This window comes from Lactobacillus sp. W8093, assembly GCF_016100925.1.
In the GTDB taxonomy this organism is placed as follows: Bacteria; Bacillota; Bacilli; order Lactobacillales; family Lactobacillaceae; genus Lactobacillus; species Lactobacillus helsingborgensis.
This window is the reverse complement of sequence record NZ_JACFRL010000010.1, coordinates 22,506-42,092: the sequence shown is the minus strand read 5'-3', so window position 1 is coordinate 42,092 and position 19,587 is coordinate 22,506. Positions and strand designations below refer to the sequence as shown.

At 32.3% G+C, this 19,587-nt stretch carries 16 protein-coding genes; 9 read left to right on the top strand and 7 right to left on the bottom strand.

Going from position 1 to position 19,587, the window contains the following annotated elements; translation table 11 throughout:
• The first annotated feature begins 871 nt into the window (after positions 1 to 871).
• The 5 genes from H3T47_RS07680 to H3T47_RS07660 all read left to right on the top strand — a co-directional run bounded on the left by H3T47_RS07680 (position 872) and on the right by H3T47_RS07660 (position 4,783).
• Complete coding sequence (locus H3T47_RS07680) at positions 872 to 2,458, top strand: ABC transporter ATP-binding protein (protein ID WP_199283078.1); 1,587 nt, start codon at positions 872 to 874, stop codon at positions 2,456 to 2,458.
• A 233-nt stretch (positions 2,459 to 2,691) separates the two neighbouring features.
• Positions 2,692 to 2,958, top strand: coding sequence for a type II toxin-antitoxin system RelB/DinJ family antitoxin (locus H3T47_RS07675; protein WP_199283077.1), 267 nt, complete (start codon positions 2,692 to 2,694; stop codon positions 2,956 to 2,958).
• A gap of 18 nt (positions 2,959 to 2,976) precedes the next feature.
• Positions 2,977 to 3,318 carry a replication associated protein gene (locus tag H3T47_RS07670; RefSeq protein ID WP_199283076.1) on the top strand — a complete coding sequence of 114 codons (342 nt, stop codon included), beginning with the start codon at positions 2,977 to 2,979 and terminating at the stop codon, positions 3,316 to 3,318.
• Between the two features lie 507 nt (positions 3,319 to 3,825).
• On the top strand, positions 3,826 to 4,395 hold the full coding sequence (locus H3T47_RS07665; RefSeq protein ID WP_199283075.1) for a rhodopsin: 570 nt from the start codon (positions 3,826 to 3,828) through the stop codon (positions 4,393 to 4,395).
• A gap of 160 nt (positions 4,396 to 4,555) precedes the next feature.
• The gene (locus H3T47_RS07660) at positions 4,556 to 4,783 is read left to right on the top strand and encodes a hypothetical protein (protein ID WP_199283074.1); all 228 of its coding nucleotides are present in this window, start codon (positions 4,556 to 4,558) and stop codon (positions 4,781 to 4,783) included.
• Positions 4,784 to 4,831: 48 nt separating this feature from the next.
• On the opposite strand, the gene lepB is transcribed toward H3T47_RS07660, so the two are convergent.
• The 3 genes from lepB to H3T47_RS07645 form a co-directional block, all read right to left on the bottom strand.
• A complete protein-coding gene (gene lepB, locus H3T47_RS07655; protein ID WP_046327703.1) occupies positions 4,832 to 5,488 on the bottom strand; it encodes a signal peptidase I in 657 nt (218 codons plus the stop codon).
• A gap of 366 nt (positions 5,489 to 5,854) precedes the next feature.
• Positions 5,855 to 7,240: an SLAP domain-containing protein gene (locus H3T47_RS07650; protein WP_199283073.1), complete on the bottom strand. Its 1,386-nt coding sequence runs from the start codon at positions 7,238 to 7,240 to the stop codon at positions 5,855 to 5,857.
• Between the two features lie 1,030 nt (positions 7,241 to 8,270).
• Positions 8,271 to 9,623, bottom strand: coding sequence for an FAD-dependent oxidoreductase (locus tag H3T47_RS07645; RefSeq protein ID WP_199283072.1), 1,353 nt, complete (start codon positions 9,621 to 9,623; stop codon positions 8,271 to 8,273).
• 302 nt (positions 9,624 to 9,925) lie between these two features.
• On the opposite strand from H3T47_RS07645, the gene H3T47_RS07640 reads away from it, so the two are divergent.
• Positions 9,926 to 12,229, top strand: a complete 2,304-nt coding sequence (locus tag H3T47_RS07640; RefSeq protein WP_199283071.1) for a BspA family leucine-rich repeat surface protein — start codon at positions 9,926 to 9,928, stop codon at positions 12,227 to 12,229.
• A gap of 821 nt (positions 12,230 to 13,050) precedes the next feature.
• On the opposite strand, the gene H3T47_RS07635 is transcribed toward H3T47_RS07640, so the two are convergent.
• Both H3T47_RS07635 and H3T47_RS07630 read right to left on the bottom strand, forming a co-directional pair.
• Complete coding sequence (locus tag H3T47_RS07635) at positions 13,051 to 13,362, bottom strand: MazG-like family protein (protein WP_199283070.1); 312 nt, start codon at positions 13,360 to 13,362, stop codon at positions 13,051 to 13,053.
• Between the two features lie 345 nt (positions 13,363 to 13,707).
• The gene (locus tag H3T47_RS07630) at positions 13,708 to 14,559 is read right to left on the bottom strand and encodes a DUF4097 family beta strand repeat-containing protein (protein ID WP_199283069.1); all 852 of its coding nucleotides are present in this window, start codon (positions 14,557 to 14,559) and stop codon (positions 13,708 to 13,710) included.
• Positions 14,560 to 14,791: 232 nt separating this feature from the next.
• Here H3T47_RS07630 and H3T47_RS09355 point away from each other — a divergent pair, with 232 nt between their 5' ends.
• The 3 genes from H3T47_RS09355 to H3T47_RS07615 all read left to right on the top strand — a co-directional run bounded on the left by H3T47_RS09355 (position 14,792) and on the right by H3T47_RS07615 (position 17,374).
• Positions 14,792 to 14,938 (top strand): teichoic acid D-Ala incorporation-associated protein DltX, encoded by a 147-nt coding sequence (locus H3T47_RS09355; protein ID WP_199283068.1) that lies wholly within the window; start codon positions 14,792 to 14,794, stop codon positions 14,936 to 14,938.
• Between the two features lie 467 nt (positions 14,939 to 15,405).
• Positions 15,406 to 15,669: a hypothetical protein gene (locus H3T47_RS07620; RefSeq protein ID WP_046327695.1), complete on the top strand. Its 264-nt coding sequence runs from the start codon at positions 15,406 to 15,408 to the stop codon at positions 15,667 to 15,669.
• A 310-nt stretch (positions 15,670 to 15,979) separates the two neighbouring features.
• Positions 15,980 to 17,374 (top strand): DHA2 family efflux MFS transporter permease subunit, encoded by a 1,395-nt coding sequence (locus tag H3T47_RS07615; protein WP_233335884.1) that lies wholly within the window; start codon positions 15,980 to 15,982, stop codon positions 17,372 to 17,374.
• A gap of 106 nt (positions 17,375 to 17,480) precedes the next feature.
• Here H3T47_RS07615 and H3T47_RS07610 read toward each other — a convergent pair whose 3' ends face one another.
• Positions 17,481 to 17,819, bottom strand: coding sequence for a hypothetical protein (locus H3T47_RS07610; RefSeq protein WP_199283067.1), 339 nt, complete (start codon positions 17,817 to 17,819; stop codon positions 17,481 to 17,483).
• Between the two features lie 116 nt (positions 17,820 to 17,935).
• The gene (locus H3T47_RS07605; protein ID WP_199283066.1) at positions 17,936 to 19,546 is read right to left on the bottom strand and encodes an ABC transporter ATP-binding protein; all 1,611 of its coding nucleotides are present in this window, start codon (positions 19,544 to 19,546) and stop codon (positions 17,936 to 17,938) included.
• Between the last annotated feature and the right edge of the window lie 41 nt (positions 19,547 to 19,587).

The following is a 19,587-nucleotide window of genomic DNA, read 5'->3' as shown; positions in this document are numbered from 1 at the left end:
TTTTAATATATGCAAGGTATTAATTTATTAGTAACTAAAAATATTTTCAATTAATCAATTTTTTGGCTTTTTGATTGAATTATTAAATAACTTTGTAATATATATTTTACATGATCTTGTTTTGAAAGATATTCATGGTATTTTGCAGTTGATTTTTGATAGCGATATCCTTGTTGTATTCATCCCAATTTTTGTTAACGCCATTACTCTTCCTTGTATATATCATTTAAATGAAAGTACGAAAAAGAAGAAACTCACACGAATAATAGTTGGATTGGCAATATGGCGAAAGAAATTAAAAGCAGAATGCATCAATTGGCTAAATATTTGAACATAGAATATTTTTTAAAAAGGGAATAAATACACTCTCAGGTGAGCAAAAGCAATTTTGACAGTCATGCGTGACAAAAAATTGCGGCATTACATGATAATGTTTATAAACTAAGTAGCAGAAAAATTACTAAGTTAAACTAAAAAAGAATTATAGGTCTTGATAATACACTCAAATTTATTCTAAATTTGAGTGTATTATTTTGCCTAAATTATCTTGGTAATTAGAATCAAGATTTTTAATATAATATTTAAATTTTAAAGGTAGAAACGTTAGTATTTTTGAACTAAACAACTTTTAATTGCTTTGCTAGTTAAATTTATTTTTAACGTCAGAAGCTTTTTAGTTTTTAGTAATAACCACTTAGTTTAAAAAAATACCTCTTAGAAAATAAATATATACTTTAAAATAAAGTTATGATTAACTTAAAAGAACAAATAGTAACGGAAAAGATTTAAACAAGATAAATCATATTGCTTCTATGGAGTTAAGGCCATTTTAGCAAAATATGTTAAATATAAGTGAAAGGTAAAAACAATTATGAAAAAATATTTTGATAACAAAAGCATAATTCTATGTTTCTTGCTAACCCTGATCGTGGGTCTTGATACTCCTTTTAATACGTGGTCTTATTCGCAAATCTTTGCCATGGTTGAAGCTGGTGATAAAAGACGAGTAGTTCTAGAAGTCTGTTTGATTGTTCTGATTATTTTCTTATTAACTGTTGCCCGCTACTTTTACGAGAGGACGCTAAATCGGAACATCTACCTCTTCAATAAAAACGTGCGCAGTGATCTGCTATCTTCTGATTTTGTTAAACAGCAAGGACCAGTTTCTGATAAGTTGTCATTTGTTACCAACGATTTAGAGTTGGTAGAAAATAATTACGTCAAAGAAGTATTTAATTTAATTACTTGTATTGTTAATCTGCTGCTATGTTTGGCTATGGCTATCAATGCAAACTTTATCTTGACTCTTATTTTTATGCTTTTCTCAGTTATTTCAGCAATTGCTCCAAAAATTATGGCCAAACGGGTTATGGAAAGCTCTAAAGCTTGGAGTGCTAGTGTCGGTAAGTACACGGGATTTATGTCGGATTATCTCAAGCACATTGACCTAATCTTGCATTATAATGCGATGCCTTTCTTTTTACTGAAAGGTAAGAAGGCAATTACTGAAACAGCTGAAGCGAAGCAGAAACGGGAAAATACGATTGCCATGAGCAATTTATTAGCAGGTATTTTGGCTTATACTTTATCATTTCTGCCCATTGGGATTGGTATTTTATTTGTTTTAGACAAGCGCTTGCCTCTTTCTTCCTTTATTATGGTTCAGTATTCCAGTTCTTGGATCGTAAATTCTATCTTGGCCATCAACCGGTCAATGACAACGATTAACTCAGCTAAGCCCTTGTTAACAAAACTGACTAATATCAAGGAATTACCACAGTCTACTCTCAGTGACGAGATGAGGACAATAGATTTCAAAGACCTGCAACTTAATGATGTGACTTTTGGCTATCAGGGTAAGACTATTATTCAAAATGCCAGCTTGACGGTTAATCGTGGTGATAAAATTCTGCTGACTGGTCGCAGCGGACAGGGTAAAAGCACATTGCTCAGATTAATGGCAAATATTATCCAACCAAATAAGGGAACAGTGGAATTAGTTGAACCGAATGGTAAGGCTGTTTCTCCTCAGCCTGATTACTTTGGCGAAGTCAATCAGGATTCCAATATTTTTCATGATACCTTGCGCTTTAACCTGACTTTGGGGCGTGACTTTTCTGACCAAGAGATTGAGCATGCCATTCAAGAAGCGGGTTTAACGCCATTAATGCAAAAGATTGGCCTTGACGCCGTAATTCAAGAAGACGGCACTAACTTGTCAGGTGGGGAAAAGAAACGTATAGAAATTGCTCGTGCCTTTTTATATAATCGCAACTTTTTATTAATTGATGAAGGTACCGCATCTCTTGACCCACAAACTGCTCATGAAATTCATGAAATGATTTTATCTTCCGACTTGACAGTGGTTGAGATTGATCACCATATTCCAGAGGATTTGCAAAGTAAGTTTACTCATTCCTACAAGTTAGAAAATAGGCAGCTAATCCCAATTATTTAAAAGTAGAGGAATAAAATGATACCAAATTTTGATTGCTAATGCTGATAATTTAGTTATGGGAAAAAATAATTAAGTCACTATTTAAAAATAGAGAGGTTTATCAAAGCTTTAAACTGCTTAACATTGTGAAAAGAATGATCAATAAAGGAAATTATAAATTCACCTGAAACAAGAAAAATTATGTAATTGACCATGTGTGGCATTCGACGTACAATGATAATGAGGTGATAAAAATGGCTAGAATAGAAGCTAGAATAGATCCAGCTATCAAAAATAAAGCGAAAACAGTACTTGCCAGCCATGGTTTAACAATTTCAGAATTTGTTAGAATGACTGTAACTACTGTGGCTAATCAGGGCTTACCAAAATATTATTCTTTACCTAACCAAGAATTAAGCAGTTCGTTAGAAGAAATGCTTGATGATTTATCTGGAAAAGAAAAGTTGCCAGAAGCTCATAATTTTAAAGAATTAGAAAAGTTACTCAAGTCAAATGAATAGTTGGATCTTATATGATAATTGGATAAAACAATCAAATATACTAAGGTATTTAAAAAGCAGTTAAAAAAGCGAAGGCAGGATCCGAAATGGCATTCTGTATTTAAAGGATCTCTTCCACAAGAGCTTGATAATCAGGAACGAAGCCCTTGGGAATTCATTATTCAATGTTTGATTGAAGATAATAAAATACCTAATTATTTTCATCCGCATGCTTTGGAAAATTTAATCAATATAAAGAAACAAGTTAAAAAACAACTAAGCGATAAAAGAGCAACAGTAATTATTCTGGAATTTCATTTTGACGGTCATAGTGGTGACCATTTATTAGTATATGCTCCTACACAAGAAACAGTTTTTTAATTGGTATAGGAACGCATAGTGAATTATTCAAATGAGGTATCTATAAGAGTTAGAAAAAAGTTATTCCAAGCCAATAGAAAATACTCATTTTAATATGATATACAACCAAAATTAAAGAGAAATAGAAGAAGGAAAATAATAGCTAGCCTTTTTATTAAAATGCCCTAGAAAGTTAATCAGTTGATTAACACCTAGAGCATTTTTGCTTTAACTAAAGGAATTTAATATTTTAATTCTACTGATCGTATTTTTTAAATCCTATACAAGTGGTGCTCTTGATGTAAGCTATTTTATTTTTAAGAAGTGCGTGTCTAAGCGAGTAAGGAGAAAAAGTTGCACTATAAAGCAGCAGACTCAAAAGCATCTCTTGTAAATTTATTTTGGGACCAATTTTTATTTTTGTGGCAACTAATAAAAGCACGTTTTATTTTTTGGTTAGGGTTAATAAGCTTTGTAATACTGATGTTGAAATTGATGCCGAATTCTGCTATAGTTCCTCTTTTTTTCATGGGTGTTGATTTTAGAGTTGTCAAATCAGGCCAAGTAGTTTTGCCTGTTTTTTGGTTTGTTTATTTTGTAGTGCCACTATTAATAGTCTTAAGCAGTTTTAAACAATTGTGGCAAGTAAGGGGAATGCAATTGCGAGGGCTCAGATACTCACCCTTAAGTTTCGCTGCAGTTAATGTTGGATTAATGGGATTGATCACCCTCATTTATGTGTTACTAACAGAAGGAATTATGGCTTTAGTGACTGATTTTTCTTGGCTAAGACGTTTTAAACTATTACAATTCCACGGATTACCAGCTTTATTAGTATTGTTTATTATCAATTTTTTAGGAATATTTCTGTTGCTGATAATTCAAACCACTATTGGTCACTTCAATGCTCCATTGGGTATAATTATTCCTTTTAGCCTGTGTATTATCACCATTTATACCACTTGGAAATATAATCCACTCAATAGTTTAATGTTGCTGCGGGTCAATAAGAACAATATTCTGTTGTTACTAGTTACAACGCTATTAATGATAATCGTCTATCTAATTACTGACCGTTATAGTGAGCCGGATTATTAAAAGTCTAATTCTACTATTTTTAATAATACTAAAATGGTACTATGAATGTATAGAATTAAACGATAATTAAAAAATAAGAAACAAAAACTGGTTATTTATAATAGTAAAATTAATTCATCATTATTGTACGGCTACCCTCATTTTTAAAAAGAAGGTCTTTATGAAACGTTTGTTTTTGAATCAATTACTATATTTATGGCAAATAATTTTATTATTAATGAATGCAACTATCCATTTGCCATATTTTATAAGTTATTCACCGGCTGATTTCTTACGTGAACTTCCTGGAACTACTAACATCTATGTGGTGGTGTTTATGACTGCAATATTATTACTTTATTGCATGATTATGTTTCATTTAGATGAAAAACGATTAGCAGAGTTATAAAAAGTGAAAGGAAAAAGGATTAAGTCCTAAATTTGGACTTAATCCTTTTTAATATACTTTGATTCTGTTAAGTGGCCAATAACGATACTTAACAACACCTTCAATTTTACTTCTAGGGATTGCTCCTATATAACGACTATCTTTTGAAACGCTCCTATGATCTCCCATTACAAAATATGAACCTTTGGGAACTTTGTTAGTATTTTTCATTTCTTTTAATTGAGAAGGGGAATAAATACTTTTATATTCTTTTGTTCTTGCTAAAGATCGAATCGAAAAGTCAGCGGTATAGGAATATTTTGTACCATGAAAGCCGTCTTCATTATCTGTCAGCTTAAATCCTGGGTTTAAATAGTCTTGATTTATTTTTTTGCCATTAACATAAATCTTATTATTTTTTCCAGTAACAGTTTCACCTGGTAATCCTATAATTCTTTTTATATAAAAGGAATTACGTTCATCCGGAGCCTTTAAAATGACAATTTCATTTCGTTTCAATTTGCTATTGCGATTAGCTATAACTCTTTCTTGGTTTTCAAAAGTTGGTTGCATCGAGATACCAGACACAGAACATTTGACTATTAAATATTTTGTCAGTAAAAAATTAATTAAAATAAAAATCGCAAATAAGACTATTGTATATTTTAAAAAATCATAAAATTGTTTTGTTTTCTCATTTTTTTCGTTATTCTGATTATTCGCCATAAGTAAGTCCTTACAAATAAAATTACATATTAATATAACTAGCCTGTGGTTGATAGATAAATTATAGGCAGATAAATAATTAAAAGTCAAAATAATCTAAAAACCAACATAAAACTAAACAAATAACCTATTAGATGATAAGGGCTTTTTTTAAGTTTAGAGATCATAAGGCTAATTTCTGTTTTTATTGTAAATAGCAAGTGGATAGTCATAAAAAATCTCAGTCAAAAATCTAGAGTAAAACAAAAAGAACTAACTTTGATTGAATATAGTCAGTTAGTCCTCCGTTTACAACTGATAAAGTGTTTTGCTTGTAGGTTTCATATCAAAATTGAACAACTTTTAAGTTATTTTGCTTTGTAATTTTTAATATTTTTCTGGCATTGAGTTTCTTGAATTGCTATAAGCCGCATATTCATCAACTGTTAAGTAGGCTAGTTTTGCTTTCATCTGTAAACGTCTCGTGGCTTCTTTAACTTCTGAAACTGTTGCTTTATCTGAACTATTAATTTCTTTGGCTCTTTTTAGTGCATCATCATAAAAATTAAAGTGGTAAAATTTGTATCCATCAGTATTGTGAACTGCATTTTCCTGATCAATTTCCTTTTGGAGATCTTTTTTATCTGCTGCAGTTGCTACTTTCGCATCTGCTTTAGCTTCATCAACCGTATTAAGAGGTTTCAAAAATGGACCGGAAACATATTTACTGTCAGCAGCTTTAATGAATGACATATGTTCTTCATTGTTTTCTTCAAAATTGCTGTTCGAAAAGTTATTGGCGTCGCCTAAATGATAGTAGAGTTCAGCTTTATTGTCCTTATTTGACCAAATGTATAATAATTCATCAACCGGAATTTTCTCGCCTTCAATAAAGGTGGTTAGACCAGCTTTATAATCTTGATTTGGTCGTAAATCTCCATTAGCATCAAAAATATCAGTTCCAGCAGTAATTAAAACATAGGTGTCAGCGGTAAAAGTCAGCAGCCTTTGTCTTGGCTCTTTTTGTACGTATGATTTAGGAAACCAGCCAGTTTTTGTTCCACTAATAATGTAACTAGGTGAACTGGTTGGATTATACATAAATAGCGTTTCACGGTTGACTTTTATTTTTTGCAGAGACTTAACTGTCCTTTGTTCTTTGTCCAAACCGATCTGAACTCCTTTGGAGTCAATGACTTTTGGACTAATTGTTACAGTTGCTTCTGAGACATAAAGGGGCTTGTTATCAATGTTGCCAACATTTGCCGCATTAACATAGCCACCGGCTCCAATATTGTAGTAATATTTACCACCGATTTTTTTATAAGGGAGCCATGACTGATTATAGTTGTCATCATTGACTAGGAAATACTGTTTGCTATTCCGGTCAATTTTTTCTACAGAGCCAGAGTATTTCAAAGGGGTTCCTTTGCGCAAATGCGTATTCTTTTTACTGCCACGGAATTTGTATAGCCGTTTACCATTCTTATCGTAAACATAAGAATTGTAATTGAGCTCCAAGTTGCCATCTTGTACCTGTTTGTTAACAACACCAACATTAGCCGCCTTAATGTAGGCACCACCGGTTAAAGGATAGTAGCTTTTACCATTAATCGAAGTTGTTTTGGCATTACCGTTTACGGTGGTACCCATACGCAATGTCCCTTTACCGTTATAATAGGTGCGCTTGCCCTGAGCCGTATAAACATAAGAATTATGATTCAACGTGAGAGTATCAGTCTTAGCAGCTAATACTTCTGTATTGCTTGGCATTATTGGGGGTAGCATAGGACTAATAGCAAGAATGCTTGCTATGGAACCATAAACAAACTTTTTATTTAATTTCATGTAATCACCTCAAAAACTGATTAAATATCTACTATTCATTATAGAGCAGTATAGCTGTCTTTGAATAGGCTTTCAAAGAGATTAATACTAATTTAATGAATTGAAAATAAGCTAAAGCTATTTAAATTTGAAAGCAGATAAAAAATTAACTTCCTAATAATAGTGAAGTTAATCAAGATAAGAGTTTTATTTAGTTATAGTTTTTTTGACCCTATAGATAATTTTGTCATAAAAGTAGTCCCAAAAGTTATCCAACTTTTGGGGTTTAGTACAACGTCATGCTATTGTATGAATTCTAATTATTACACTGTTTTACTTTTTAAACTTTTTCCTTATTTTTGAGTTTCACTTCGAAAAAATACATAATAAACGTCCAAATAATTGAACTAATTACACACCCAGCAATATTTTTCATTGTAAAAGTATTTTTGGGATCCATTAACCACCCTATAAAGAGGATTAATATCAAAAAAGAAAAGAATTCCCAAATAAGTTTATAAATGCTTTTTTCATTTTCACCACCTCTTAATAATTGTATCATGTATATATCATTTTAGTGTATACCTGTTCATAAATATTATATGACCGGTAATGTTAATCAGATAGACGTAGGCGATGGCTATGTCAAGGCAAAAGATGTCAAATTGGTTTATCGCATCAAATTGAAGCAAGGCAACATAAAAGTAAAGGAGTTTACAAATAAAGTGAAAATTTATCAACTCATGAAAACTTATTTAGTGGTCTCTCTTTTAGTCATTTTCAAGCAGTAGTAACTCTAAGAATAAAAAAGACTGTCCCAATCATACTTTAGCAGGTTAAGGACAGTCTTTTATTTCTTCATCAACTTACCACTTATCAAGCGGCTAATTATTTTTAAAGAGCTACAAAACTTCTTTTTTAAATTTACTGAACGCAGCAAGGCTATTTCGCAAGGCTCAGTAATATCCAAAATTAATTAAAACTTGTGTAAACCTAACGCATGTTGTGCGGCTAAGTTTAAAATATTCCATTGCCGATCAAAACTTGGTGAGAAGAAGAAGTCTTGCTCAGCTAAATCTTCTAATGTTAATTTATGACCAATTGCTAAACTTAAGACATTGCCTTGAGCGGTGATATCATGCTTGGACATAACTGCACCTCCCAGAATCTGATGAGTATCCTTATTATAAGTTAAGGAAATATATCCTAACGGATTATCATCTGCAGGAATAAAGTCTGGACGCAAATGATCGATGTAGATGCTAGTTGCAGCATTAATGCCGGCAAATTCAGCAGATTTTTGTGGGAGGCCGCTAACTACCGCATGTACATCACCAAATTCTAGTAATTGTCCACCCACTAAACCTGGGAATGGGCGGCTTGGCTTTTCTTCAAACAAATGTTGTACTAAATAATTTGCTTCATGGCGAGCAGCAACTGCTGATGGAATTGGCATTCTTTTATTAGCCGGGATTGACAGTGGCCAAATAGCATCACCCAGGGCATAAACATCTTTTTGATTAGTCCTTAAATACTCGTCGGTTTCAATATAACCACGTTGGTTTAAATTAATAGTATCTTTAAGCCAGTCTGTATTAGCAACAATGCCTGCAGCAACGATGACTAAATCGGCTTTAATATCACCATGATCAGTTTGGACTAGGTGGTCATTGGTAAAGCCAGTAACTTTTGTAGCAAGCTTTAAATCGACTCCCTTGTCGCGCATTTCTTGTTCAAAAACATCGGTAAAGTCTTTTGAAAAATAATTAGCCAAAATATGGTTGCTGGCATCAACCAAAGTCATGTTTTTACCAGCTAAAACACCAGCTTCAACGGCAGCAATTCCGTTACCAGCACCCACCACAACGATATTTTTAATTTCATCATTATGAAGAGCTTCATTGATCTTTTTAGCCCAACTGTAGCCCCGCATTAAATAAACATAGTCTAAATCTGCCCCTGGAACATGTAATTGGAGTGGATCAACTCCTGGAGACAAGATTAATTTGTCATAATTAACTTCTTCAGTCTGACCAGTTTGGGTATTTTTAATTGTAACTTGCTTGTTTGCCGGATTTAAAGCAACTGCTTGCGAATTATTAATGACCTTACCACCTAATTTTTCCAAATCAGCAGGTGAAAAATTGCGTACATTGTCTTGTCCGGTAGTTTTTTCTTCTAAAAAGAGCTTCATTCCGCAAGACATAAATGAAACAAAGTCACTTGTTTCATAAATAGTGACATCAAGATCTTGATATCTGTCTAATAACTCGATAGCTGCTTCATGACCCGGATGAGAAGCACCAATGATAACTACTTTTTGATTCATAGAAAAAATCCCCTTTTTATCAATATCTGAAAGCGCTTGTAGCGCTTTACTGTATTCTATGGTAACACAAGAAATACGTTAGTTATACAAAGATGCACCAGTATAGCTAACGCATTTATATATTAATTTTTTAAAACAGATTAAATGTTCCAATATAAGTTAGTCCTTGAAATTTAACTTAGTACATAAATCTACTAAAAACAATAAATTACATATATATTTCTAAAAATATATTTTATATTAAAGGTTATTTATGCTACACTTTGGTTAAGTAGAAGTATATTGCTTAAAGGAGACAAATAATGAATAAACACCATTTTAGGATTAAACTTACAACGTACTTAGCTACTATTGCTATGACTGTGGTAGGTTTAAGTATTATTAAACCGCAAACAATATTTGCATCGGCTTCATCTCCTGCAAATTTAGCAAAAGAAACGAAAATTGCAACAAGAGAAACTAAGACAGTTCCATGGGTCAGTACTGATATTGATGATAATAGTGAACTGTCACTTAGCTATGATTCGACCAGTAAAACATTAACTATTCCTGGTAACTCCACAGCTTTTAATGACCCGAAACCGCTGGCAAATGCTTTATATAATGTAGGGCTTGATCCTGTAAATGTTAACCATATTGTTATTCAGGGTCACTTGGCACTTAGCGGGTCAGTCAGGTATCTATTTAAAGGCTTTAGTAATATAACTAATATAGACGGCTTGGACAAGCTTGATACTAGTAAAGTTACTGATATGACAAGCATGTTTTCAACATGTATTTATCTAAGCGATGTTAATCTAAAAAACTTTAATACTGCCAATGTTACCACAATGTCAAGCATGTTTTATGGTTGCGAAAGTCTTAAAAATATTGATGTTAGTACCTTTAATACCGAAAATGTTTCGGAATTAAGTGGCATGTTTGAAGAATGCAGAAGTTTAAATGCAATTGATTTAAGCAACTTTAAAACTAGTAAGGTGACTAATACCAGTACTATGTTCCACAATTGCTATTCACTAAAAAGCATTAAGTTTGGCAAAGATTTCAAAACTGATAATGTCACTGATATGAACTGGATGTTTAACAACTGTTGGAACTTAACTGACCTAGATGTTAGCGGCTTTTCAACTGCTAACGTTTCGACTATGTCAGGAATGTTTGCTTCATGTAAGTTATTAACAAAAATTGATGTTAGCAAATTTAATACTGATAAAGTAACTGTAATGAATGACATGTTTAATGACTGTGAGTATATCACAGAGCTTGATCTCAGTAATTTTAAAACCGCGAATGTTTTTAATATGAGCGGCATGTTTCAGTATGATATTCGGTTGCAAAGGCTTGACATTAGCGGTTTTGATATGAGCAAAATTATATACATTTCCGATATGCTAAATGATTTGCAAAGTCTAAACCTGTTAAAGCTAGGTAAAGATAATATTGTCAAGGGTACTGGCTTTGATGCTGATGGCACTTGGCGCAATGTTGCTGATGGTACACTTAATGACCCTCAAGGCAAGAATAGGTGGAGCTCAAAAGAATTAATGGCAAACTATGATCCAGCTAATGATGCAGATACTTATGTTCGCGAGGGTACACACTTTGATGAGCCTAAGCCACCAGTCAATCCGCCAACCCCGACGCCAACCCCGACGCCAACACCACCAAGTCATTCATCCGGTACTATAGAGCCGATTGCAGGAGCTGAGGTCAGAGTTCATTATGAAGATAAAAATGGCCTTAAATTGGCACCTGATAAAATCTTGAGTGGTAATGTTGGTGATGGGTACATTACCCAAGAATTGAAATTTGCTGGTTATTTATTAAAGGCAAGACCTTATAATGCAACAGGTTTCTTCAGCTACCAGCCTCAGACTGTATCTTTTACTTACCTTAAAGGGACTGAAAGAATGGTAATGCATAATTCGTATCTCTATGATATTGATGGTAAGCGGAAACCAGGCGAATTTATGTCAGGCCAGATAATAACTACCTATGATACCGAAAACATAAACGGTAAGAAGTATTATTTTTTAGGTAATAATACGTTTGTGAAGGCCAATAATATTACAGGCCAAAAGCGTAAGTTAAAGCATAATGCACTCATCTATAATCAAAAAGTAAAGAAAATAAGACATGCTATTCTGAAACGTGGACGCAAAGTTACAACATATGGCGGTGCAGTAAAGCGAAAAGGTCGCTATTACTATATCATCGGATTGAGCCGCTACGTGAAGAAAGCTAACTTTAACGGGACTGAAAGAACGGTAATGCATAATTCTTATCTTTATGATATTAATGGTAAGCGGAAACCAGGCGAATTTATGTCAGGCCAGATAATTATTACTTATGGTACCGAAAACATAAAAGGTAAGAAGTATTATCTTTTAGGTAATAATACGTTTGTGAAGGCTACTAATATTACAGGCCAAAAGCGTAAGTTAAAGCACAAGGCTCTGATCTATAATCAAAAAGTAAAGAAAATAAGACATGCCAGTCTAAAGCGTGGACGCAAAGTTAGAACATATGGTGGTGCAGTAAAACGGAAAGGTCGTTATTATTACATCACCGGATTGAAGCGATATGTGAAGAAAGCTAACTTTTAGAATTTTTGGTTAATTAGCCCAGTAGTACAACATAAATATGTTTATAATTACTGAGTAAAAACGATCAAGAGAAAAATTCACAATTTAAATGCACCTAATAGTAAAAATCAGCTATTAGGTGCATTTTTGTATTATAAAAAAGTCCCGAAATTGAGAAAATTTCGGAACCTTTGTCAAGTTAAGATTGTACTTTTTAAAAATAACCGTTTCTGTACATTTCATTCGGGAAATAATAAGCATGCTAGACCAGAATCTAAATAAATTAAATTTAGAGAATGCTTCGGATCAAATAAAAATCCCATTATACTCATGAAAATCATAAATAAACCCATAGCATAAGAAGTTATTCTCCTATTTCTATAGACTCTTTCAGAATATTTCTTGGGTTTTGTACTTGAATTTTTTCCAAAAAAAGCTGATGCAAAACACATGAGTGCAAAAATAGAAAAAACAATTAGGAAGCTAAAGTCTTTTTTTAGAATAAAAATTGCAAAGAAACCTAGTAAAATTTGTATAAAACCGCATATTATACTTTTGGTTGTGAAAGATAATTTTTTTAAAACCATAATAGTATGGCACTTTCTCTATTATCAAATAATCTTGTATATAACTTAATATCAAAGACTGTATTTATATTATATTTGGGTATATTAAACCTTGATAATTAAAAAAGCAACTCTATTTTTCATTAATAATTAGAGTTGCCAAAAGGTACAAGATTTAACGTAAATAGCTAGAAAAAGATTGGTCATCAACTTTTGTAAGAATTGAATGAGTAGCTGATAGTTTGACCATGCTGTTATTAAGCCAAAGCTATTATTTTATTTATCGTTATCATATGGACTGATTTTAACGCCATTTTTGTATATTCTTTTTTCGTTTATTTTCATTTTATTAACAATGTCTTCACCCAAATCACTGCCAAGCATTTCTGCAATGCCTAATAAGAATATTCCCACATCCGCTAATTCTTCATTGATGTTTTGTTTATCATTTTTGCGCCAGGCTTCAAATAGCTCGTTAGCTTCTCCATGTAAGCGCAATAATTCAAACTCAATATCTGTGGTATTGAAGCCGTGTTTTTTCTTATTTTCCATGACTGCTTTTTGCAGTTTCTTAGTATCTATGATCAATTTTGACTCCTAAATTATGACTTGGTAATTTGAATTCGTGCTTTTAGAGTGTACACAAAACATCAACTTATACTTGATTAATTTTGCTGTATGAGTTTTGAAGGTAGACTCTAAAGTTTAATCCTTAGATACTAAAATCTTACCACTGTTATAGGTAACTTTAAGCAGTGAATTAGTTTGAGAAGGGGTAGAAAAATGACGATAATAGTATTTTTTTGTGGAATCAGTTGTAAGGTTACAATTGATTTTCGGCCAATCAAACATATCGAACATGCTAAAATCACTGGTATTAAGGTTAATTGTACTTTGGCCAATAGCTTTACTACAGCTAAAAAGCCACTATATTTATTTGTAAAATTCTATATTCGCATTTTTGCTAGTTACTTTAACAGTTGGTTTGTTCGCTGCGAAAATAGATAAGCGATGATGATAATCTTTAGTGTCAGTTTCGATTTTATGCTTAGGATCAACGCGCAAATCATAACTAATTTTTGGTGCACCTGTCATTGAAAATACTCCCTTATTAAGAGTAAACGAGCTATTACCAGAGAAAGTACAATCATTAATAAGCATGCCGCCTTTAGCAATGAATACTTTAGTTTTGATCTTGCTATCGTCAAAAGTCATATTGCCTTTACCGATATTAATGGAACAATTTTTTAAATTTGAATCCAATATGTCTAAAACTTGATGTTTGATCTTTAACTTAACGTTTTGAGAAGAAATATGATCAAAGGCAAAATAAGCAATGTTTGATTTGAGATTAATATCGGGAATATTTAACTTTTCTAAGTACACGGAGCCTCCTCGTAAATAGCCTGATACCTTTTTCAAAGCGTTTTTACTTGGTACAGTAACAGTGACTTCATAATAGCCATCATTAAAATGCTTTTCTGGTTCATCATAAATAGTCAGTTGTTTATTTTTAACTTTGGTTTTGATTTTTTGTGCATTTCCACCTCGTTTAGCCTTAATTTTGACTTGGTATTTGTTACCTAAAGTAACGTCAGTATTAGGCCTGTAAGAAGAAAATTTGATTTTATTAAATTTTTTAACTGTGTAAACTCTTTTGGTAGTTTGATTGGTATCGGCTTCTGTTACTTGAGGCTTTTGCAAAGCACCATTTATTTTCACACAGGCAAATAAGAGAACACCGATTATTCCACAAAATATCCCTATTTTATAAATTTTTTTCATTTTATGCCTCCGTTATAAAGCTTTTAACGTAGGAATAGCCTGGCAATGTGCCAGACTTTTTAGTTGCGTAAAAAGTTGTAATGTTTATAGGACTGTCAGTAAGACAACTATTTATTAATTATAAAAATTACCATTACTTATTAATAAACGTATTATACTATCTTGAACTATATTATACAATATATTATATTAGTTGAAGTATTAGATAGATTAATAGGATGTGAAAGAGTAAATGAGCAAAATACACCAAACTTCTTGGAAAAATATAATAGGTTTTACTTTAAAAATATTTATTTATGCTGTCATTATCTTTTTTTTGATTTATTTGTATCAATATTTGGGTATCAGTTCTACTCATTTTATTTATAATGAATTCTAAAAAATGATACTTGCTACATTGATGATACAGTTGCTAAAAAAACTAAAGCCCTTGAAATTCTTAGTTTCAAGGGCTTTAGTTCTGTAGGTAAGTACAGTTAATTTTAAAGAGGAGCTTTAATCATAAAAACTGTTTAACTTCCTGTTTTAAACTTTTTGCTAGATTTGCGGCATCAATTTTTTGTAATAAATCGACTTGCTCCAAAGCCGTTTGTTTGTCATTTTGACAAATTGCTATGCGAGCATTAGCAACCAGCAATTTATCATAATCGTATTCTTTCTTTGCTTATTGTGCTCAAAAATGTGCCGATTTTTCACACTAAAAATAATAATTTAGTGTTATTCTTATTTTAGAGGTAAATCAATAATTACATCAGATTTATTTCGTCGATCAAAAAGTCGTTAACTTATTTATAAAGACGTAACAGTTTGGCTTTTATATGCTAATTTGGAAAGGAGGATAAATACATGACTGAAATAGTTGCATTGATAGCCTTGATCAATGCATGTTGGCTTTTGGGTAAAACTTATAAAGATAATCCAATAATCAAATTTCTTAGAACTAATCGCGGAATGGTGTTGATATTAGCCTCCGTTTCCTTATTAGCCTATAAAATGGTAATATATGATTTTCAATTTGGTCAAATTTTGCCGTCTTTTTATTCTGTAATGGTTTTGCTTATTTTGTTAGGTCTTTTTTATATTTTAAAAGATCGTCGGGCAATAAAATAAACGTTTGCTAATCAAAATTAGCTGACAGATTTTTAACAAATCTTTTTGCTAATATTTTGGCTCCAAGCTAGATATAGCTTGGAGCTTTTTAAGTACAAAAACAATTGCTCTAGCAGAAGTATAGATGACTTTGTCAAAGTTAACAGCAATTTATTATGTTGCTTTTTTAGTTGTCAATTTAAATTTTGTATTATAAAACAATATTCTACTCAATCGCTTTTTCTTAACTGGTACAACATATTACTGTAATATACTTATTTAATTAGATATCGTATCTAAAAAATAATGATAAAAGGAATTGAGAATTTTAATGGTAAAAAATAGTAAGCTAATTGGCTCAATACTCTCAGTGGGAATACTTAGTTTTTTGGGAATTGTGATAGAAACAGCACTCAATATTGCTTTTCCCCAATTAATGACTGAATTTAATATTTCTGCCAGAACGGTTCAGTGGTTAACAACAGGCTATATGTTAGTATCTACGATTATTATTCCTTTTGGTTCGTATTTACAAAAGAGATTCAAAGTTGTTTCTTTATTTAGAATAGCTGTTTTATGCTTTTTACTAGGTACTTTTTTAGCAGGTATTTCATCAAGCTTCGCCTTATTACTATCTGGGCGTCTTTTACAAGGAGTTGCTGCCGGCATTGGTTTGCCACTAATGTTTTCAATAATCTTAAGAGAATCACCTCAAAAGCAAGTTGGCATGTTTATGGGACTTGGCACTCTTGTTATTGCTTTTGCTCCTGCAGTTGGTCCAGTATACGGTGGAATAGTTCTAAAACTATTTCAGTGGCAGAATTTATTTTTGTTTATTATCCCAGTAATTATATTGATCTGGGTATTAGGCGAGTTTAGTATCACTCAAACTACTAAAACTGAAAAAATTCCATTCGATTTTCAGGGCGGATTACTTTTAATTGCGTTTCTCCTGTCCGCTTTATTTGTACTTTTGGGTTTTACCAGTGGCAATAATATTTACCTGCAATTAATACTGGCATTAATCACTATTATTACTGGATTCTTCTTTATTTTGGTTGAAAAGCATAGTCAGCATGCAGTTTTAAAAGTTAGTTTATTTAAAAACTGGCAGTTTACTTTCTTTTTGCTGGCATTTTTTCTGTTGCAATTAATGTCACTGAGCATGTCATTTTTGATACCCAATGTGTTACAGACAGCTTTTGCACAAACAACGGCCACAGCTGGGTTGCTGGTTTTACCAGCTGCTATCACAGATGCAGTTGTTTCAGCGTTTGCTGGAATAATTTATGATAAGGTTAATCAAAAATTACCTATAATACTTGGAGTAGTAATAATTCTTCTCACTTTTATAATTGCTAATTTTTTAAACCCAAATATTACCAACATGGCCTTTATTTATATCAGCTTTATGTTTGGCTTGGGATTTAGCTACGGTAATATCATGACTTTTTGTTTATCCCATATTCCGACTGATGTAAAAAATGATGGAAATGTCATTTTTATGACTGCCCAGTCATATTCTGGGGCGATAGGCACAGCACTAGCAGCTTCGTTAGTAACCTTGGCGCAAACAGGTTTTAAAAACAAAAAGTTAGCGGCATTGGCAGGTCTAAAACTAAATTACAATATGTTAGTATTTCTATCTTTGATAGTACTGGTTTGCATTTTAGTTTGCTTTATTTTTACTAAATCGAAAAGTAAAGCATCTCAAAATTTGTTTTAATTTTCAGGTACTTTTTTAATTCAGCACAATAATTGCGATTGACGTTGGGTAAACATCTTCCAATATTAAAAATGAACATTGGTCTACTTTCCCTAAAACCGGCAGGTTAAAATAGGATAAGAAATAAGTATGCATCAATCTGCGGAATATACGAAGTCAGATTAGTCCTATCAAAAATTAATACTAGAAGCGAAAATGCCAAAGCTGCTAAAAATAAGCACTTGAAAAACTTTTCTCCGCCATCCAGATTAGCCTTTTGAATAATTTTTACAGGGTGGGTGGTTTTAATGAAAATAGCGCCTAGCAGTAATATCACACCAAAGAAAAAGTAAGTATATATAGCTATTTTATTTTTATGATAATAAATAAAAAGAATACCAATTAAAAATTGTAAAATGCCCATTAAAAATAAGGCGATTTTCGGATTGAGTTTATACTTCAGCATGATTTGATACCCTCCAAAATTAAATTTAATAAGGTTACATAATAAAAAGTAATCTTTTTGTAACTACTACTTATTAGGACATTGTGTAGTTGAATAATAAAAAATATATATTGAGTTTAGTTATTCTGTTCCAAAAGAGTGTTATCTTTTAACTCGTAATGTTTAAAGTTATTGTCTTTAAATATTTGCTCATCGTAATGGTGAGCAATTTCCAACACAGTGCAGTTCAACCTGTTTATTACTTGTTGCACTTTTTTACCTGTTTCGTTGTCTAAAGCCGAGGTGGCCTCATCTACTAAAATAATCTTTTTACGGTAAATCAGTGCACGAGCAATTTCAATTCTTTGCTTTTGTCCACCTGACAGATTTGCACCATTTTCACCATACTTTTTGTCTAAACAATTATCACCTAGTTCTGCTGATAAACCGACTGTTTTTAGTGCTTTTACGCATTCTTCATCCGAAAACTCTTTACCTAGAGTCAGATTAAGACGCAAAGTGTCATTGAACATGAATGGACTTTGAGCAATGTAAGCAAGTTCACCAGAACCAGCGATATTTTTAACTACTTGAGAACCGTCTTGAAGAAAAATTTGTCCGCTTGTAGGTTTGACAAAGCCTTCTATTAAGTTGAAGATTGTTGATTTGCCCGCACCGGATTTACCAGTAATTAAAATTTTAGTTCTGAATGGAATTGTTAAACTTAAATTTGTCAAAAGCGGCTTTTGATTATTATAAGCAAAACTGACATCATCTATCTTGATGCTGGGAGAATTAAGGTTACTATTCTTGTTTTCTGCAAATTCAAGCGGATACAGTTTGAGACTTTTACGAATATTTTCTGTTGTCTTCATCTCATTTAGGCATTGTGCGGCATTTCTCAGAGGCCCAACGACACGGTCACTGGCTAAGAAAATGGCGATAATAGCTGCTGGTTCAGCCTGACCATTGATAACAAAAAACAAACCTGCACCAAGAGGAAGAATAAAACTCAATGCAGAAAGAATGGCGCTGAGAAAAATTGCCCAAGCTTGATAGTCATTCATCTTTTTGTACGAATTTTCTGTTTGCTGCAAGTAGTTTTCGGTATCTGCAAACATTGCTTTTTCAGCTAAATAAGTTTTAATTGTGCGAATACCATTAAACAAGTCGGTTACTTTGCCTAAATAAGTGCTGCTACTTTTTTGCCAAGTTTCAGAGGAATCACTTAATACTTTGCCAAAAATTTTGGATGAAAGCATTGGCAGCAGTGAAAATAAAATGAATAAAATCCCAATTGCAAAATTAAGCCAAAGAATATAAAAGCTGGATATTGCAGCCATCAAAATGGCACCACACAATTCAAAAAAATTTTTAAAATAATTAGTTTCAATCAGCTTGAAGTCATTAAAAATCTTTGAAACATTATCTGAAGCAACTGCTGCAAAGTCTGGGTTAACTATCTGACCGTAAACAAAGCTGTCTTTTATTTTGATATTCATTAATTTGATTGCCTGATTGATCCAGATTTGCTTTAGGGTCATGGCGAAATAAACTAATCCCAGAGCCAGCAAACTGCTTATGATATACAACACTGCTTTTATAGCGGGTGTATGGCAGTTGAAAAACGTCACATTTGAAACTACTGAAGATAAAACCACGCCATCAAAAGAATAAATTATAGTTGCAATTAGAATTCCCAATAATAACGACTTAGGTAGTGTTTTAAAAAAAGTTTTGAAAGACATTGCATTCTCCCGGTACATTGGAATATAAAAAGCTTTAATTG

What these genes read in the sequence shown, in the direction of transcription:
- H3T47_RS09355 (WP_199283068.1), top strand. Translation starts at nt 14,792, where the DNA reads ATGAGCAAAATACACCAAACTTCTTGGAAAAATATAATAGGTTTTACT.
- H3T47_RS07645 (WP_199283072.1), bottom strand. Translation starts at nt 9,623, where the DNA reads ATGAATCAAAAAGTAGTTATCATTGGTGCTTCTCATCCGGGTCATGAA.
- H3T47_RS07605 (WP_199283066.1), bottom strand. Translation starts at nt 19,546, where the DNA reads ATGTCTTTCAAAACTTTTTTTAAAACACTACCTAAGTCGTTATTATTG.
- H3T47_RS07665 (WP_199283075.1), top strand. Translation starts at nt 3,826, where the DNA reads ATGGGTGTTGATTTTAGAGTTGTCAAATCAGGCCAAGTAGTTTTGCCT.
- H3T47_RS07675 (WP_199283077.1), top strand. Translation starts at nt 2,692, where the DNA reads ATGGCTAGAATAGAAGCTAGAATAGATCCAGCTATCAAAAATAAAGCG.
- H3T47_RS07630 (WP_199283069.1), bottom strand. Translation starts at nt 14,559, where the DNA reads ATGAAAAAAATTTATAAAATAGGGATATTTTGTGGAATAATCGGTGTT.
- H3T47_RS07640 (WP_199283071.1), top strand. Translation starts at nt 9,926, where the DNA reads ATGAATAAACACCATTTTAGGATTAAACTTACAACGTACTTAGCTACT.
- H3T47_RS07660 (WP_199283074.1), top strand. Translation starts at nt 4,556, where the DNA reads ATGAAACGTTTGTTTTTGAATCAATTACTATATTTATGGCAAATAATT.
- H3T47_RS07650 (WP_199283073.1), bottom strand. Translation starts at nt 7,240, where the DNA reads ATGCCAAGCAATACAGAAGTATTAGCTGCTAAGACTGATACTCTCACG.
- H3T47_RS07620 (WP_046327695.1), top strand. Translation starts at nt 15,406, where the DNA reads ATGACTGAAATAGTTGCATTGATAGCCTTGATCAATGCATGTTGGCTT.
- H3T47_RS07610 (WP_199283067.1), bottom strand. Translation starts at nt 17,819, where the DNA reads ATGCTGAAGTATAAACTCAATCCGAAAATCGCCTTATTTTTAATGGGC.
- H3T47_RS07615 (WP_233335884.1), top strand. Translation starts at nt 15,980, where the DNA reads ATGGTAAAAAATAGTAAGCTAATTGGCTCAATACTCTCAGTGGGAATA.
- lepB (WP_046327703.1), bottom strand. Translation starts at nt 5,488, where the DNA reads ATGGCGAATAATCAGAATAACGAAAAAAATGAGAAAACAAAACAATTT.
- H3T47_RS07680 (WP_199283078.1), top strand. Translation starts at nt 872, where the DNA reads ATGAAAAAATATTTTGATAACAAAAGCATAATTCTATGTTTCTTGCTA.